Genomic DNA, 13,839 nt, shown 5'->3' with positions numbered 1-13,839 from the left:
ACTAAAAAGGCGCGGCGCGCCTGTTATAATCAGTTTGCGCTGCCGGAAGGCTGCGCCACCACGCGGGTCGGCATAAAGAAAATAGCCAGTGCGGGCAGCAGGTAAATCAGCCAGACCGCCACTTCGCTCACCGTTGGCGCTTCCTGGTAGCCGAATACCGACTCCAGCAGCGTGCCGAAGAGCGAATGGGTGCTCAGCACCTGGCTTAAGTCGAAAGCCACCTCCTGAAAGCGGTTCCACAGCCCCGCCTCGTGAAACGCGCGAATGGCGCCCGCCGCCAGACCCGCCGCCACCAGCAGAATGAAGAGACTCGTCCATCTGAAAAAGGCGCCAAGATTGAGCCGGATGCCGCCCCAGTAAAGCAGAAAACCCAGCACCACTGCCGTTGCCAGCCCCAACATGGCGCCAAGCGGCGGCCAGACGCCGAGATCCTGGCCAAAGGCCGCCAGCAGAAAAAAGACCGACTCCAGCCCTTCGCGCGCGACGGCGAAAAAGACCATCAGGATCAGCGCCCAGCTTTGGTTGCCGCCGCGCTTGAGCGCCTTGTCTACCGCCTGCTCCAGCTCCCCTTTTACGTTGCGCGCCACTTTGCGCATCCAGAAAACCATATACGTGAGGATCAGTACCGCAATCACCGCCACGATGCCTTCAAACAGCTCCTGCTCTTTTTGCGGGAACTCGCCAGTGGTTTCGTTGATGAAAATACCCAGCCCAAGGCAGAGCGCGGCGGCAAGAAACACGCCTGTCCACATAACGCCAAGCCATTGCCCGCGCTGCGTGCGCTTCAGGTAACTGGCGATGAGGCTGACAATGAGCGCAGCTTCCAGCCCTTCGCGCAGCATAATTAGAAATGGAACAAACATCCCGGCACCCTTAAGTGTGAAATCAGGTCAACTGTTGCAAAGAAAGGTAAATGTGAGTGAAAGTGATTATCATTAGCAAAAGAAGAAATACAAGAAAAATGTGCCGGGAATTATGACGAAGTGTAAAAGTTGCGAAGTTGAGTAATCACTCTGCTTAACCATACGGCTGTCAGAAGGGTTTAACCCGGTACAAACCCTGTGCCGCCAGCGCGAATTTACCCTCCTGAATATGGCTCTATCTTTCGCCCCCTCTTATTCCGTTTGCCAGATAACGATGCGGGAAATTATGCTTAGCGCGCTGTTTACCGGCCGTTTTATCTGTGGCTAACTATTTTTCTTTCAATCACCTGCGTAATCATGACAACTCTACTGCACTTTATTTTCGCCGCGGCGGCTATCCTGGCGCTTGCCTGGCTTACAAGCTTTGACCGTAAAAACATCCGCGTTCGTTATATTCTTCAGCTTATGCTTATCGAAGCGGCATTCGCCTGGTTCTTTTTGCATGCACAAGCGGGGCTATGGCTTATCCAAAGCGTCGCGGGCGGCTTCTCTTCCCTGCTGCATTTTGCAGCTGAAGGCACCGATTTCGTCTTTGGCGGCATGAGCCAGAAAGGCCTCGCCTTTGTGTTTCTTGGCGTGCTCTGCCCTATCGTCTTTATCTCGGCGCTGATTGGCATTTTGCAACACTGGCGCATCCTGCCGGTGTTCATTCGCGTTATCGGCACCTTGCTTTCAAAAATCAACGGCATGGGCAAGCTGGAATCGTTCAATGCGGTGAGTTCGCTGGTGCTCGGCCAGTCGGAAAACTTTATCGCTTATAAAGGCGTACTGGCGGATCTCTCTTCACGCCGTCTGTTTACGATGGCGGCGACAGCCATGTCGACCGTTTCGCTCTCTATCGTTGGCGCCTACATGACGATGATCGAGGCGAAATATGTGGTCGCGGCATTGGTGCTTAACCTCTTTAGCACGTTTATTATTCTTTCCGTCATCAATCCGGCGCGCCCGCACGATGAACCGGAAGTGAGACTTGAGAAGCTGCATGAATCCCAGAGCTTTTTTGAAATGCTCGGCGAGTACATTCTGGCGGGCTTTAAGGTGGCGATGATTATTCTGGCGATGCTGATTGGTTTTATCGCCATTATCAGCGCCGTGAACGCGCTGTTCCTGGCGCTGTTCGGCCAGAGCTTCCAGCAACTGCTTGGCTATGTGTTCTACCCGTTAGCCTGGCTCGTTGGCATTCCGGCGGCAGACGCCCTGAAGGCGGGCGGCATTATGGCCACCAAGCTTGTGGCGAATGAGTTTGTCGCCATGATTGAACTGCAAAAAATCGCCGCCACCCTGTCGGCGCGCGGTCTTGGCATTCTCTCGGTGTTTCTGGTGTCGTTTGCCAATTTTGCCTCTATCGGCATCGTCGCTGGCGCCATAAAAGGGCTAAACGAGCCGCAGGGCAACGTGGTTTCGCGCTTTGGCTTGCGCCTGGTGTATGGCGCAACGCTGGTCAGCCTGCTTTCCGCCGCGTTCGCAGGTCTGGTGCTATAAGCAAAAAGGCGGGCTCTCCCCGCCTTTATCTCAAAACTGAACGCAGACGTTCTGATCCACCCGCATAACGGACTCCTGCGCAAAACGGGTTTTATATATCGCGCGCAGGGCTTCTATCTCCCGCTCGCTTGTGTCGTTGCGGTCATGAATGAGCACCAGCGCCTTGCTCGGCTCGCGCGCCACGTTGCCATCGCTGCCCAGCCACTGGCCGCGCGCGTCAAACACCGTCAGGCCATCGCGAAAGCGCGGAGTGACGTCGGTATCGACAAAACCCTGCCACTCCTTGCTGGTGATAGCCGGGCCAGCGGGCCGGCTGAGGCCAAAATAGAGCGTGGTCTGTATCATGCGATTTTGCGCCGCGCACGCCTGCTCCGGCTCCGCTACGCCTGAATGCGCCGTGCAGCCTGTCAGCAACGCCGCAAGCGTAAGGCCCAACAACGCTTTGCCAGTCATCTTTTTCCCTGCCTTTTAGTGATGGGTGGAAAACGGGATGAAATAACACTTTGCCGCGCCAGGCAAGGGATGCCTTAGACTATTTTTTTGATTACAAAGAAAAAACCCGCCTTTCGGCGGGTTTGCATGCGAAGGCTTAATCAGCCTGCAGTTTAGAAGGCGGCGCGGTGTGGTACTCCGCGTCCGCTTTTTCAAAGCGGGACTGCATTGTGGCGGACGGCGCTTTGTCCAGCAGACTAAAGACCACGATGCCAAGGCTTGCGAAAACAAAGCCCGGAATGATTTCATACAGGTTCAGCCAGGCGAACTGCTTCCAGACGATAACGGTCACCGCGCCGATAATCATGCCGGCCAGCGCGCCGTTGCGGGTCATGCGCGACCACATGACCGAGAACAGCACTACCGGACCGAATGCGGCGCCGAAGCCCGCCCAGGCGTAGCTCACCAGCCCAAGCACGCGGTTTTCCGGGTTCGCCGCCAGCGCAATGGCGACCAGCGCCACCACCAGCACCATCAGGCGCCCCACCCATACCAGCTCTTTTTGCGTCGCGTTTTTACGCAGGAAGGCTTTGTAGAGATCTTCGGTAATCGCGCTTGAGCAGACCAGCAGCTGGCAGCTCAGAGTGGACATCACCGCCGCGAGGATAGCGGAGAGCAGAATACCGGCGATCCATGGGTTAAAGAGAATTTGCGCCAGCTCGATAAAGACGCGCTCGCCGTTCTGGTTCACCGCCGCCGCCTGCTCCGGGTGGTTGTTAAAGTAGGCGATGCCGAAGAAGCCCACCGCTACGGCGCCTGCAAGGCAGAGGATCATCCAGGTCATGGAGATGCGACGCGCGTTAACAATGGTGTGATGAGAGTCCGCCGCCATAAAGCGCGCCAGAATGTGCGGCTGGCCGAAGTAGCCAAGCCCCCAGCCCATCAGCGAGATAATCGCCACCAGGTTTAAGCCCTTAAGCATATCGACGTTTTCGATGCTCTTCTGCTTGATAACCATCAGCGAGTCGTCCAGGCCGCCGACGGCGAGGATAACAAACACCGGAGTCAGGATCAGAGCGAAAATCATCAGGCTCGCCTGCACCGTGTCGGTCCAGCTTACCGCGAGGAAGCCGCCGATAAAGGTATAGAGAATGGTCGCCGCAGCGCCTGCCCACAGCGCGGTTTCATAGCTCATGCCGAAGGTGCTTTCAAACAGGCGCGCACCTGCCACGATGCCGGAGGCGCAGTAGATGGTGAAGAACAGCAGGATAACCAGCGCGGAGATGATGCGCAGCACGCGGCTTTTATCTTCGAAACGGCCAGTGAAATAATCCGGTAACGTTAGCGCGTTATTGTTCGCCTCGGTGTGCACGCGCAACCGCCCCGCCACCAGCTTCCAGTTGATCCAGGCGCCCAGCGTCAGGCCGATGGCAATCCAGCTTTCTGAAATCCCGGAGAGGAAAATGGCGCCAGGCAGGCCCATCAACAGCCAGCCGGACATATCAGACGCCCCTGCCGACAGCGCCGTCACCACGCTGCCAAGGCTGCGCCCGCCAAGGATGTAATCGTCAAAGTTTTTGGTCGAACGCCACGCAATAAACCCTATTAATATCATCCCAAAGATATAAACAAGGAAAGTCACCAGCATAGGTGTACTCGCTGTCATCTCACTTCTCCGTCTAATCTGGCCAGTTTCGGCTTGTCACCGCCGGAACGCAGCGGTGCTGTTATCGTCGTTTTCGTTTCGCGGCAGTATCCTGCCGGAAGCGGTTTTCATTCACAATCGATTTAACACACCATTTACAACAATTACATCTCTGCTAAAAATGCCATTTTGCAGGAGGTTGCACTCGCTCACGCTTTTATCGGTTGCACCACGAAAAAATGTTAACCAGGCCCGGAATATCAGCTTATAGCGGGGTGACGTCTGAGCGGTCATAGCAATTTCATATTTAACATTTCATTCATTTTTGAGCTTGCTGGCGAAGTCACATTTAACATGGTTGCACAAAGTTGCAACATGATGGATAGTGCCGGATAACGTTAACCGCAGAGAAAAACGCGAAGAAAACAGGAGCTAAAGGCATGGGCACCACTACCATGGGGGTCAAGCTGGATGATGCCACCCGTGAGCGCATCAAAGCCGCCGCAACCAAAATAGACCGCACGCCGCACTGGCTGATTAAGCAGGCTATTTTCAATTATCTTGAACGACTCGAAAGCGACGATACGCTGCCGGAGCTGCCTGCCCTGCTGGCGGGGGCGGCCAATGAGAGCGAAGAAAACATCGTCCAACCGGAAGAGACGCATCAGCCCTTCCTGGAATTCGCCGAGCAGATCCTGCCGCAGTCGGTCAACCGCGCCGCCATCACCAGCGCTTACCGCCGTGCGGAAACGGACGCCGTGCCAATGCTGCTTGAACAAGCGCGCCTGCCTGCGCCGGTGGCGGAGCAGACGCATCAACTCGCTTATAAGCTTGCAGAGAAGCTGCGCAACCAGAAGACCGCTTCCGGGCGTGCGGGCATGGTGCAGAGCCTGTTGCAGGAGTTCTCGCTCTCTTCTCAGGAAGGGGTGGCGCTGATGTGCCTTGCCGAGGCGCTGCTGCGTATTCCTGATAAAGCGACCCGCGACGCGCTGATCCGCGACAAAATCAGCAACGGCAACTGGCAGTCTCACATTGGCCGCAGCCCTTCGCTGTTTGTTAACGCCGCCACCTGGGGGCTGCTCTTTACGGGTCGTCTGGTCTCCACCCATAACGAAGCCAGCCTGTCGCGCTCACTCAACCGCATCATCGGCAAGAGCGGCGAGCCGCTTATCCGCAAAGGCGTGGACATGGCGATGCGCCTGATGGGCGAGCAGTTCGTGACCGGCGAAACCATCGCCGAGGCGCTGGCCAACGCCCGCAAGCTCGAAGAAAAAGGGTTCCGCTACTCTTACGATATGCTCGGCGAAGCGGCGCTGACCGCCGCCGATGCGCAGGCTTACATGGTCTCTTACCAGCAGGCGATCCACGCCATCGGTAAAGCCTCTAACGGCCGCGGCATTTATGAAGGCCCAGGCATCTCCATTAAGCTTTCGGCGCTGCACCCGCGCTACAGCCGCGCGCAGTATGACCGCGTCATGGAAGAACTTTACCCGCGCCTGAAGTCGCTCACCCTGCTGGCGCGCCAGTATGACATCGGCATTAACATCGACGCCGAAGAGGCGGACCGCCTGGAGATCTCCCTCGACCTGCTGGAAAAACTCTGCTTCGAGCCGGAGCTGGCGGGCTGGAACGGCATCGGGTTCGTTATTCAGGCGTACCAGAAGCGCTGCCCGTTTGTAATTGATTACTTAATCGATCTCGCTACCCGCAGCCGCCGTCGCCTGATGATCCGTCTGGTGAAAGGCGCTTACTGGGACAGCGAAATCAAACGCGCCCAGATGGAAGGCCTTGAAGGCTACCCGGTTTACACCCGCAAGGTTTACACCGATATCTCCTACCTCGCCTGCGCGAAAAAGCTGCTGGCGGTGCCGAACCTTATTTATCCGCAGTTCGCGACCCATAATGCCCATACGCTGGCGGCGATTTATAACCTGGCGGGCCAGAACTACTACCCCGGCCAGTATGAATTCCAGTGCCTGCACGGCATGGGCGAGCCGCTCTACGAGCAGGTGGTGGGGAAAGTGGCGGACGGCAAGCTGAACCGGCCGTGCCGTATTTATGCTCCGGTAGGCACGCATGAAACCCTGCTCGCCTATCTGGTGCGTCGTCTGCTGGAAAACGGCGCCAACACTTCGTTCGTCAACCGCATCGCCGATACCACGCTGCCGCTGGATGAGCTGGTGGCGGACCCGGTCGCCGCGGTGGAAAAACTGGCGGCGCAGGAAGGGAAAGCGGGCCTGCCGCACCCGAAAATCCCGCTGCCGCACAATCTCTATGGCGAAGGCCGCATTAACTCGACGGGGCTTGATCTCTCAAACGAACACCGTCTGGCTTCGCTCTCCTCCGCGCTGCTTAACAGCGCCGCGCACAAATGGCAGGCGCTGCCGGTACTGGAAACCGCGGTGGAAGCAGGCGAGCTGACGCCGGTAATTAACCCGGCGGAGCCGAAAGATATCGTCGGCTACGTGCGTGAAGCCACCGACGCGGAAGTCTCGCAGGCGCTGGACAACGCCGTGAACAGCGCGCCAATCTGGTTCGCCACCCCGCCGCAGGAGCGCGCCGCCATTCTTGAGCGCGCCGCCGTGCTGATGGAAGACCAGATGCAGACGCTTATCGGCATCCTGGTGCGCGAAGCGGGCAAAACCTTCAGCAACGCCATCGCGGAAGTGCGCGAGGCGGTGGATTTCCTCTATTACTACGCAGGCCAGGTGCGCGACGATTTCGATAACGAAACCCATCGCCCGCTCGGCCCGGTGGTCTGCATCAGCCCATGGAACTTCCCGCTCGCTATCTTTACCGGCCAGATTGCCGCCGCCCTCGCCGCTGGCAACAGCGTGCTGGCGAAACCGGCGGAGCAAACGCCGCTGATTGCCGCTCAGGGCGTGAATATCTTGCTGGAAGCGGGCGTACCGGCGGGCGTGCTGCAACTGCTGCCTGGGCGCGGCGAAACGGTCGGTGCGAAGCTGACTGGCGATGAGCGCGTACGCGCCGTGATGTTTACCGGCTCAACGGAAGTGGCAACCCTTCTGCAACGCAACATCGCCACCCGCCTTGACCCGCAGGGCCGTCCGACGCCGCTGATTGCGGAAACCGGCGGGCTGAACGCGATGATTGTCGACTCCTCCGCCCTGACCGAACAGGTGGTGGTGGATGTGGTCGCTTCCGCGTTCGACAGCGCTGGCCAGCGCTGCTCCGCCCTGCGCGTGCTCTGTCTGCAGGAAGATATTGCCGATCACACGCTGACGATGCTCAAAGGCGCCATGGCGGAGTGCCGCATGGGCAACCCAGGCCGCCTCTCCACCGACGTCGGCCCGGTTATCGACGCTGAAGCGAAAGCCAATATCGACCGCCATATTCAGGCGATGCGCGCCAAAGGCCGCAACGTCTTCCAGGCGGTGCGTGAAAACAGCGTTGATGCGCGCGAATGGCAGGCCGGCACGTTTGTTATGCCGACGCTTATCGAACTGGAAAGCTTTGACGAGCTGCAAAAAGAGATTTTCGGCCCGGTGCTGCACGTGGTGCGCTACAGCCGCAACAATCTCGACGGGCTGATTGAGCAGATCAACCGCGCAGGTTACGGCCTGACGCTCGGCGTGCATACCCGCATTGATGAAACTATCGCCCAGGTAACGGGCGCGGCGAAAGTCGGCAACCTCTACGTTAACCGCAATATGGTTGGCGCGGTGGTGGGCGTGCAGCCGTTTGGCGGCGAGGGGCTTTCCGGCACCGGCCCGAAAGCGGGCGGTCCGCTTTACCTCTACCGCCTGCTGGCGAACCGTCCGCCGCACGCGGCGCTGACCACCTTCAACCGTCAGGATGCGGTATATCCGGTAGACACGCAGCTTAAAAACGCGCTGACGCAGCCGCATCAGGCGCTCACCCAGTGGGCGGCGGGACGCCCGGACTTTAAAGCGCTGTGCGAGAAATACGCCGAGCTTTCGCAGACCGGCGCGCAGCGCGTACTGCCGGGGCCGACAGGCGAGCGCAACACCTGGACGCTGCTGCCGCGCGAGCGCGTGCTGTGCGTGGCGGATAACGAGCAGGACGCGCTTGTCCAGCTGGCAGCGGCGACCAGCGCAGGCAGCCGCGCGCTGTGGCCGGACGACAAGCTGCATCGCGAACTCGCGAAACAGCTGCCCGGCGCGGTGCAGCAGGTTATCGACTTTGCGAAGCCGGACCAGCTGATGGGCCAGCGTTTCGACGCGGTTATCTACCATGGCGATTCCGACCAGCTGCGTACGCTGTGCGAACAGGTAGCGGGCCGCGAGGGGGCGATTGTGTCGGTGCAGGGCTTCGAGCGCGGGGAAACTAACCTGCTGCTGGAGCGGCTGTGGGTGGAACGCTCGCTTAGCGTCAACACCGCGGCGGCGGGCGGCAACGCCAGCCTGATGACAATCGGCTAAGAACTGGCTACGCTAGCAAGGCTCCTGTTTCAGGAGCCTTTTTTTATGGAGAGACCCCATGAAACGACTCCCGCTCTACCTGCTTGCCTTGCTGAGCGCCCCAGCGCTTGCCGACAATTGCGAAAAGGCGACCACCCAGACGGATCTCAACGTTTGCGCCGCCGCGGACTACCAGCAAGCGGATACCGCCATGAACGCCAGCTATAAGAAAGTGATGGACCGCGCAAGCGTTGCGCAGCGCGACTTGCTGAAAAAAGCGCAGAGCGCCTGGCTTAACGTGCGCGACGCCGACTGCGCCTTTGTCAGCTCGGGCGCCAACGGCGGCAACGTGCAGCCGATGATAGAGAGCCAGTGCCTGGCGGATAAAACCCGCGAGCGCGCCGCGTTTCTCGAGTCGTTAACCCAGTGCGAAGAAGGCGACGTGAGTTGCCCGCTGCCGCCAGCCCCTTAACGCGGACGGATGCCTTCTATCACCATTCGCTGTACGTTTTCCACGGTCTGGCGAAAGAAGGCCTCATCCTGCAACGTCTTTCCCGTCACCGCTTCCACCTGGGTGGCGAAATCGGCGTAGTGCTGCGTGCTGGCCCAGATCATAAAGATCAGATGATGCGGGTCCACCGGGCCGATTTTGCCGCTCGCCACCCAGCCTGCGATAATCGCCGATTTCTCATCCACCAGGCTTTTCAGGTCGCCGGAAAGCTCCGCCATTAAAAGCGGCGCGCCCTGCAGCATTTCCAGGCAAAAGAGCTTCGAGGCCTGCGGGTGATCGCGGGAGACTTCAAGCTTAAGGCGAATGTACTCGCCTATCGCCGCCAGCGGTTGCAGGTCGGCGCGAAACGCCTTCAGCGGCGCCAGCCAGATATCCAGGATCTGTTTAAGCACCGCGACGTAGAGCGCCTCTTTCGACGGGTAGTAATAGAGAAGATTGGTTTTAGAAACGTCCGCTTTTTCAGCCACCTGCTCAAGGCTGGTGCCATGAATGCCGAACCGTGAGAAATAGTCGAGCCCTGCGGCCAGAATCGCCTGCTTTTTCGCCGCTACCGCTTTTGAGCGCCTGCCCACCTCTTTAACCGCGCCTTGCGCCATGCGCTCTCTCCTTTGCGTTTTGCCTCAAGCATAGCAAAAGCCCCCCGCCGCCTGCACCCTCATCGCGCAGCGCTGCCTGTTTTCTGTGCAGCCTTTTTGACCGTTTAGTCCACTTTTTTACGGTTAAATTTTCAACAAATGAGCAACGTATTGATAACAATGAAGCTTTTAAAGCTGGCATACCCCTTGCACTACCTCTTTCGAGCGAGGCTTAACGGAAAATGCAGGACGCAGCGCCGCGCGAGATCCCTTTCCGACTTTGATGAGGTTCGCGATGAAAATTGGTGTGTTTGTTCCTATCGGCAACAACGGCTGGCTGATTTCCACCCACGCTCCCCAGTACATGCCGACGTTTGAGTTAAACAAGGCGATTGTGCAAAAAGCGGAGCAGTACCATTTCGATTTCGCCTTGTCGATGATTAAGCTGCGCGGCTTTGGCGGCAAAACCGAGTTCTGGGATCATAACCTGGAGTCCTTCACCCTGATGGCCGGGCTTGCGGCGGTCACCTCGCGCATTGAGATTTACGCCACCGCCGCCACCCTTACCCTGCCGCCCGCCATCGTGGCCCGCATGGCCTCGACTATCGACTCTATCTCCGGCGGGCGCTTCGGCGTGAACCTCGTCACCGGCTGGCAAAAACCAGAGTATGAGCAAATGGGCCTCTGGCCGGGGGATGACTACTTCTCCCGCCGCTACGACTACCTCACCGAATATGTGCAGGTGCTTCGCGACCTGTGGGGCACGGGCAAAAGCGATTTCAAAGGCGATTTTTTCACCATGAACGACTGCCGCGTCAGCCCGCAGCCGCAAAAACCGATGAAGGTGATTTGCGCCGGTCAGAGCGATGCGGGCATGGCGTTTTCCGCTGCGCACGCCGATTACAACTTTTGCTTCGGCAAAGGGGTTAACACCCCCACCGCGTTCGCGCCAACGGCGGCGCGTATGAAAGCGGCGGCGGAAAAAGCCGGGCGCGAGGTCGGCTCTTACGTGCTGTTTATGGTGATAGCCGACGAAACCGACGACGCGGCGCGCGCCAAATGGGAGCATTACAAAGCGGGCGCGGATGAAGAGGCGCTGGCGTGGCTTACCGAGCAGAGCCAGAAAGATACCCGCTCCGGCGCCGATACCAACGTGCGCCAGATGGCGGACCCGACGTCGGCCGTCAATATCAACATGGGCACGCTGGTGGGCTCTTACGCAACCGTAGCGCGGCTGCTGGATGAAGTGGCGACGGTGCCGGGCGCGCAAGGCGTGCTGCTGACGTTTGATGATTTCCTGACCGGCGTGGAGACCTTCGGCGAACGCATCCAGCCGCTGATGCAATGCCGCGCCCATATTCCGCAAATCACCAGGGAGGTGGCGTAATGAAAAGCCTGACGCTGAAAGCTCGCCCGGAAGCTATCGAATTCACGCCGGAACAGAGCGCGCTGATTGTGGTGGATATGCAAAACGCCTACGCAAGCCAGGGCGGTTATCTGGATCTCGCCGGGTTTGACGTTTCCGCCACGCAACCGGTTATCGAAAAAATCAATGTCGCAGTGGCCGCTGCGCGCAAGGCGGGCATGACCATCATCTGGTTCCAGAACGGCTGGGACAGCGACTATGTAGAAGCAGGCGGCCCCGGCTCGCCCAACTGGCACAAGTCTAACGCGCTGAAAACGATGCGCAGCCGCCCGGAACTGCAGGGCAAGCTGCTCGCAAAAGGCGGCTGGGATTATGAACTCGTGGACGAGCTGAAGCCGCAGCCGGGCGACATCGTGCTGCCGAAACCGCGCTACAGCGGCTTTTTCAACACACCGCTCGACAGCATCCTGCGCAGCCGGGGGATCCGCCACCTGGTGTTTACCGGCATCGCCACCAACGTGTGCGTTGAATCGACGCTGCGCGACGGCTTTTTCCTGGAGTACTTCGGCGTGGTGCTGAGCGACGCCACCCACCAGGCGGGCCCGGCGTTCGCCCAGCAGGCGGCGCTGTTCAACATTGAAACGTTTTTTGGCTGGGTCAGCGACGTCGCTACCTTCTGCGACGCGCTCGTCCCCGCTGCCCTCGCCCGTATCGCATAAGGAGCCATCATGCCAAAACAGGTCATTATTCCGCCGGGCACGACAACGCCCATTGCCCCTTTTGTGCCAGGCACGCTGGCTGACGGCGTGGTTTATGTCTCCGGCACGCTGCCGTTCGACAAGCTCAATAACGTGGTTTATCCCGGCGACCCAAAGGCGCAAACCCGTCACGTGCTGGAGACGATACGGAGCGTTATCGAAACCGCGGGCGGGACGATGGAGGACGTGACATTCAACTCGATCTTTATTACCGACTGGAAAAACTACGCCGCGATTAACGAGGTTTACGCCGAGTTTTTCCCGGGCGATAAGCCTGCGCGCTTCTGCATTCAGTGCGGGCTGGTGAAACCCGACGCGCTGGTGGAGATAGCGACGGTAGCGCACATCGGTAAGCAGGGGTAAGCCATGAACCTGACCCTTACCCCGGCGCCTTACCCCGGCGCGCCGGTGCTGGTTCTGATAGCGGGGCTGGGCGGCGCGGGCGGCTACTGGCTGCCCCAGCGCGCCGCGCTTGAGCCGCACTATCAGCTGGTGCTGTACGATCAGCGCGGCACCGGCAATAACCCGGCAACACTGCCGGAAGGCTACAGCATGGCGGATATGGCGCGCGAGCTGCATGACGCGCTGCTCGCCCATGGCATTACCCGCTTTGGGGTCATGGGCCATGCGCTTGGCGGGCATATTGGCATGCAGCTCGCCCTGGATTATCCGCAGGCCGTCGCGACGCTTGTCATCATCAACGGCTGGCTGCGTCTTAATCCGCATACCCGCCGCTGTTTTGCGGTGCGTGAACGGCTTTTACGGGAGTGCGGCGCGGCGGCGTACCTTGAGGCGCAGCCGCTGTTTCTCTACCCGGCTGACTGGATGGCGGCCAACCAGCCGCGCCTGGAAGCGGAAGAAGCGCTGCATAACGCCCATTTTCAGGGCGCGGAAAACCTGCAACGCAGGCTGGCGGCGCTGAAAGCCGCCGACTTCAGCCAGACGGCGCAGGCGATTGCCCAGCCCGTGCTGCTTATCTGCGCCCGCGATGACCTGCTGGTGCCCTGGAACTGCTCGGCGGCGCTCCATGACGCACTGCCCGACAGCCGCCTGGAGGTGCTGCCCTGGGGAGCACACGCCTGCAACGTCACCGCCAGCGGCGCGTTTAACGAGCTGGTAAAAACCTTTCTGGCGGCGACCCTGACGATGCCGCCTGTCGCTAAGGAAACTGTATGAGTGAAGCCGTAAACCTGAGCGCGCTGGATACCCTGTTTACCCAGGCGCGTACCCATAACGCCTGGCTGGAGAGGCGGGTCAGCGACGAACAATTGCAGGAGATTTATGCGCTGGCGCGGATGGCGCCCACCTCCGCGAACTGCTCGCCGGGGCGGTTTCTGTTTATCCGCACCCCGGAAGGCAAGGCCCGGCTTAAGCCCGCGCTCTCTTCCGGCAACCTTGAGAAAACGCTGTCTGCTCCGGTCACCGTTGTGGTTGCCTGGGATACGCAGTTTTACGACAAACTGCCTGAGCTTTTCCCCCATGGCGACGCCCGCTCGTGGTTTACCTCAAGCACGGCGCTTGCCGAAGAGACGGCATTTCGCAACAGCTCGCTGCAGGCGGCTTATCTGATAATGGCCTGCCGGGCGCTGGGGCTGGACTGCGGGCCAATGTCCGGCTTTGATCGCGATAAGGTAGACGCGGAGTTTTTCGCAGGCATGACCTGGAAAAGCAATCTGCTGATCAATATTGGCTACGGCGATGCCAGCCGGGTTTACCCGCGCCTGCCGCGCCTCGCTTTCAACGATGCCTGCGCGCTTTTATAGGA

Annotated in this window: 12 protein-coding genes; 8 read left to right on the top strand and 4 right to left on the bottom strand. The window is 59.3% G+C overall.

The genetic code is table 11. From position 1 onward, the window contains the following. Positions 1 to 29 precede the first annotated feature (29 nt). The gene (gene efeU, locus MT962_RS03985) at positions 30 to 863 is read right to left on the bottom strand and encodes an iron uptake transporter permease EfeU (RefSeq protein ID WP_024559456.1); all 834 of its coding nucleotides are present in this window, start codon (positions 861 to 863) and stop codon (positions 30 to 32) included. Between the two features lie 357 nt (positions 864 to 1,220). Here efeU and MT962_RS03980 point away from each other — a divergent pair, with 357 nt between their 5' ends. Further along, positions 1,221 to 2,405 carry a nucleoside transporter C-terminal domain-containing protein gene (locus MT962_RS03980; RefSeq protein ID WP_024559455.1) on the top strand — a complete coding sequence of 395 codons (1,185 nt, stop codon included), beginning with the start codon at positions 1,221 to 1,223 and terminating at the stop codon, positions 2,403 to 2,405. Positions 2,406 to 2,435: 30 nt separating this feature from the next. Here the strand turns inward: MT962_RS03980 and MT962_RS03975 are convergent, their stop codons facing one another. Further along, positions 2,436 to 2,858 carry a DUF3574 domain-containing protein gene (locus tag MT962_RS03975; protein ID WP_024559454.1) on the bottom strand — a complete coding sequence of 141 codons (423 nt, stop codon included), beginning with the start codon at positions 2,856 to 2,858 and terminating at the stop codon, positions 2,436 to 2,438. Positions 2,859 to 2,994: 136 nt separating this feature from the next. Further along, a complete protein-coding gene (putP, locus tag MT962_RS03970) occupies positions 2,995 to 4,503 on the bottom strand; it encodes a sodium/proline symporter PutP (protein WP_024559453.1) in 1,509 nt (502 codons plus the stop codon). A gap of 419 nt (positions 4,504 to 4,922) precedes the next feature. Here putP and putA point away from each other — a divergent pair, with 419 nt between their 5' ends. Beyond that, complete coding sequence (gene putA, locus MT962_RS03965) at positions 4,923 to 8,885, top strand: trifunctional transcriptional regulator/proline dehydrogenase/L-glutamate gamma-semialdehyde dehydrogenase (protein WP_247364648.1); 3,963 nt, start codon at positions 4,923 to 4,925, stop codon at positions 8,883 to 8,885. Positions 8,886 to 8,943: 58 nt separating this feature from the next. Continuing rightward, positions 8,944 to 9,336, top strand: a complete 393-nt coding sequence (locus MT962_RS03960) for a lysozyme inhibitor LprI family protein (protein ID WP_024556925.1) — start codon at positions 8,944 to 8,946, stop codon at positions 9,334 to 9,336. Here the strand turns inward: MT962_RS03960 and rutR are convergent. Beyond that, positions 9,333 to 9,971 (bottom strand): HTH-type transcriptional regulator RutR, encoded by a 639-nt coding sequence (gene rutR, locus MT962_RS03955; protein WP_024556926.1) that lies wholly within the window; start codon positions 9,969 to 9,971, stop codon positions 9,333 to 9,335. The genes MT962_RS03960 and rutR overlap by 4 nt on opposite strands. 274 nt (positions 9,972 to 10,245) lie before the next feature. Between rutR and rutA the strand changes: the two genes are divergently transcribed. The 5 genes from rutA to MT962_RS03930 are packed head-to-tail and all read left to right on the top strand — an operon-like array spanning position 10,246 to position 13,837. Then, positions 10,246 to 11,337: a pyrimidine utilization protein A gene (rutA, locus tag MT962_RS03950; RefSeq protein WP_024561847.1), complete on the top strand. Its 1,092-nt coding sequence runs from the start codon at positions 10,246 to 10,248 to the stop codon at positions 11,335 to 11,337. After that, on the top strand, positions 11,337 to 12,035 hold the full coding sequence (gene rutB / locus MT962_RS03945; RefSeq protein ID WP_247364645.1) for a pyrimidine utilization protein B: 699 nt from the start codon (positions 11,337 to 11,339) through the stop codon (positions 12,033 to 12,035). Before rutA ends, rutB begins: the two co-directional genes overlap by 1 nt. Positions 12,036 to 12,044: 9 nt before the next feature. Further along, positions 12,045 to 12,437, top strand: a complete 393-nt coding sequence (gene rutC, locus MT962_RS03940; RefSeq protein ID WP_024556929.1) for a pyrimidine utilization protein C — start codon at positions 12,045 to 12,047, stop codon at positions 12,435 to 12,437. Between the two features lie 3 nt (positions 12,438 to 12,440). Next, on the top strand, positions 12,441 to 13,250 hold the full coding sequence (rutD, locus tag MT962_RS03935; RefSeq protein ID WP_247364641.1) for a pyrimidine utilization protein D: 810 nt from the start codon (positions 12,441 to 12,443) through the stop codon (positions 13,248 to 13,250). Continuing rightward, positions 13,247 to 13,837 carry a malonic semialdehyde reductase gene (locus MT962_RS03930; protein WP_024561845.1) on the top strand — a complete coding sequence of 197 codons (591 nt, stop codon included), beginning with the start codon at positions 13,247 to 13,249 and terminating at the stop codon, positions 13,835 to 13,837. Before rutD ends, MT962_RS03930 begins: the two co-directional genes overlap by 4 nt. Positions 13,838 to 13,839 lie beyond the last annotated feature (2 nt).

The sequence above is a fragment of the Franconibacter sp. IITDAS19 genome (genome assembly GCF_023079515.1).
Taxonomy (GTDB): domain Bacteria; phylum Pseudomonadota; class Gammaproteobacteria; order Enterobacterales; family Enterobacteriaceae; genus Franconibacter; species Franconibacter pulveris.
Note: the sequence above shows the minus strand (reverse complement) of the source record. Positions and strands in the feature narration are given on the sequence as shown.

Bases quoted from the DNA above. Each gene is read 5' to 3' on its own strand.
- efeU (WP_024559456.1), bottom strand. From the start codon at position 863: ATGTTTGTTCCATTTCTAATTATGCTGCGCGAAGGGCTGGAAGCTGCG.
- MT962_RS03980 (WP_024559455.1), top strand. From the start codon at position 1,221: ATGACAACTCTACTGCACTTTATTTTCGCCGCGGCGGCTATCCTGGCG.
- MT962_RS03975 (WP_024559454.1), bottom strand. From the start codon at position 2,858: ATGACTGGCAAAGCGTTGTTGGGCCTTACGCTTGCGGCGTTGCTGACA.
- putP (WP_024559453.1), bottom strand. From the start codon at position 4,503: ATGACAGCGAGTACACCTATGCTGGTGACTTTCCTTGTTTATATCTTT.
- putA (WP_247364648.1), top strand. From the start codon at position 4,923: ATGGGCACCACTACCATGGGGGTCAAGCTGGATGATGCCACCCGTGAG.
- MT962_RS03960 (WP_024556925.1), top strand. From the start codon at position 8,944: ATGAAACGACTCCCGCTCTACCTGCTTGCCTTGCTGAGCGCCCCAGCG.
- rutR (WP_024556926.1), bottom strand. From the start codon at position 9,971: ATGGCGCAAGGCGCGGTTAAAGAGGTGGGCAGGCGCTCAAAAGCGGTA.
- rutA (WP_024561847.1), top strand. From the start codon at position 10,246: ATGAAAATTGGTGTGTTTGTTCCTATCGGCAACAACGGCTGGCTGATT.
- rutB (WP_247364645.1), top strand. From the start codon at position 11,337: ATGAAAAGCCTGACGCTGAAAGCTCGCCCGGAAGCTATCGAATTCACG.
- rutC (WP_024556929.1), top strand. From the start codon at position 12,045: ATGCCAAAACAGGTCATTATTCCGCCGGGCACGACAACGCCCATTGCC.
- rutD (WP_247364641.1), top strand. From the start codon at position 12,441: ATGAACCTGACCCTTACCCCGGCGCCTTACCCCGGCGCGCCGGTGCTG.
- MT962_RS03930 (WP_024561845.1), top strand. From the start codon at position 13,247: ATGAGTGAAGCCGTAAACCTGAGCGCGCTGGATACCCTGTTTACCCAG.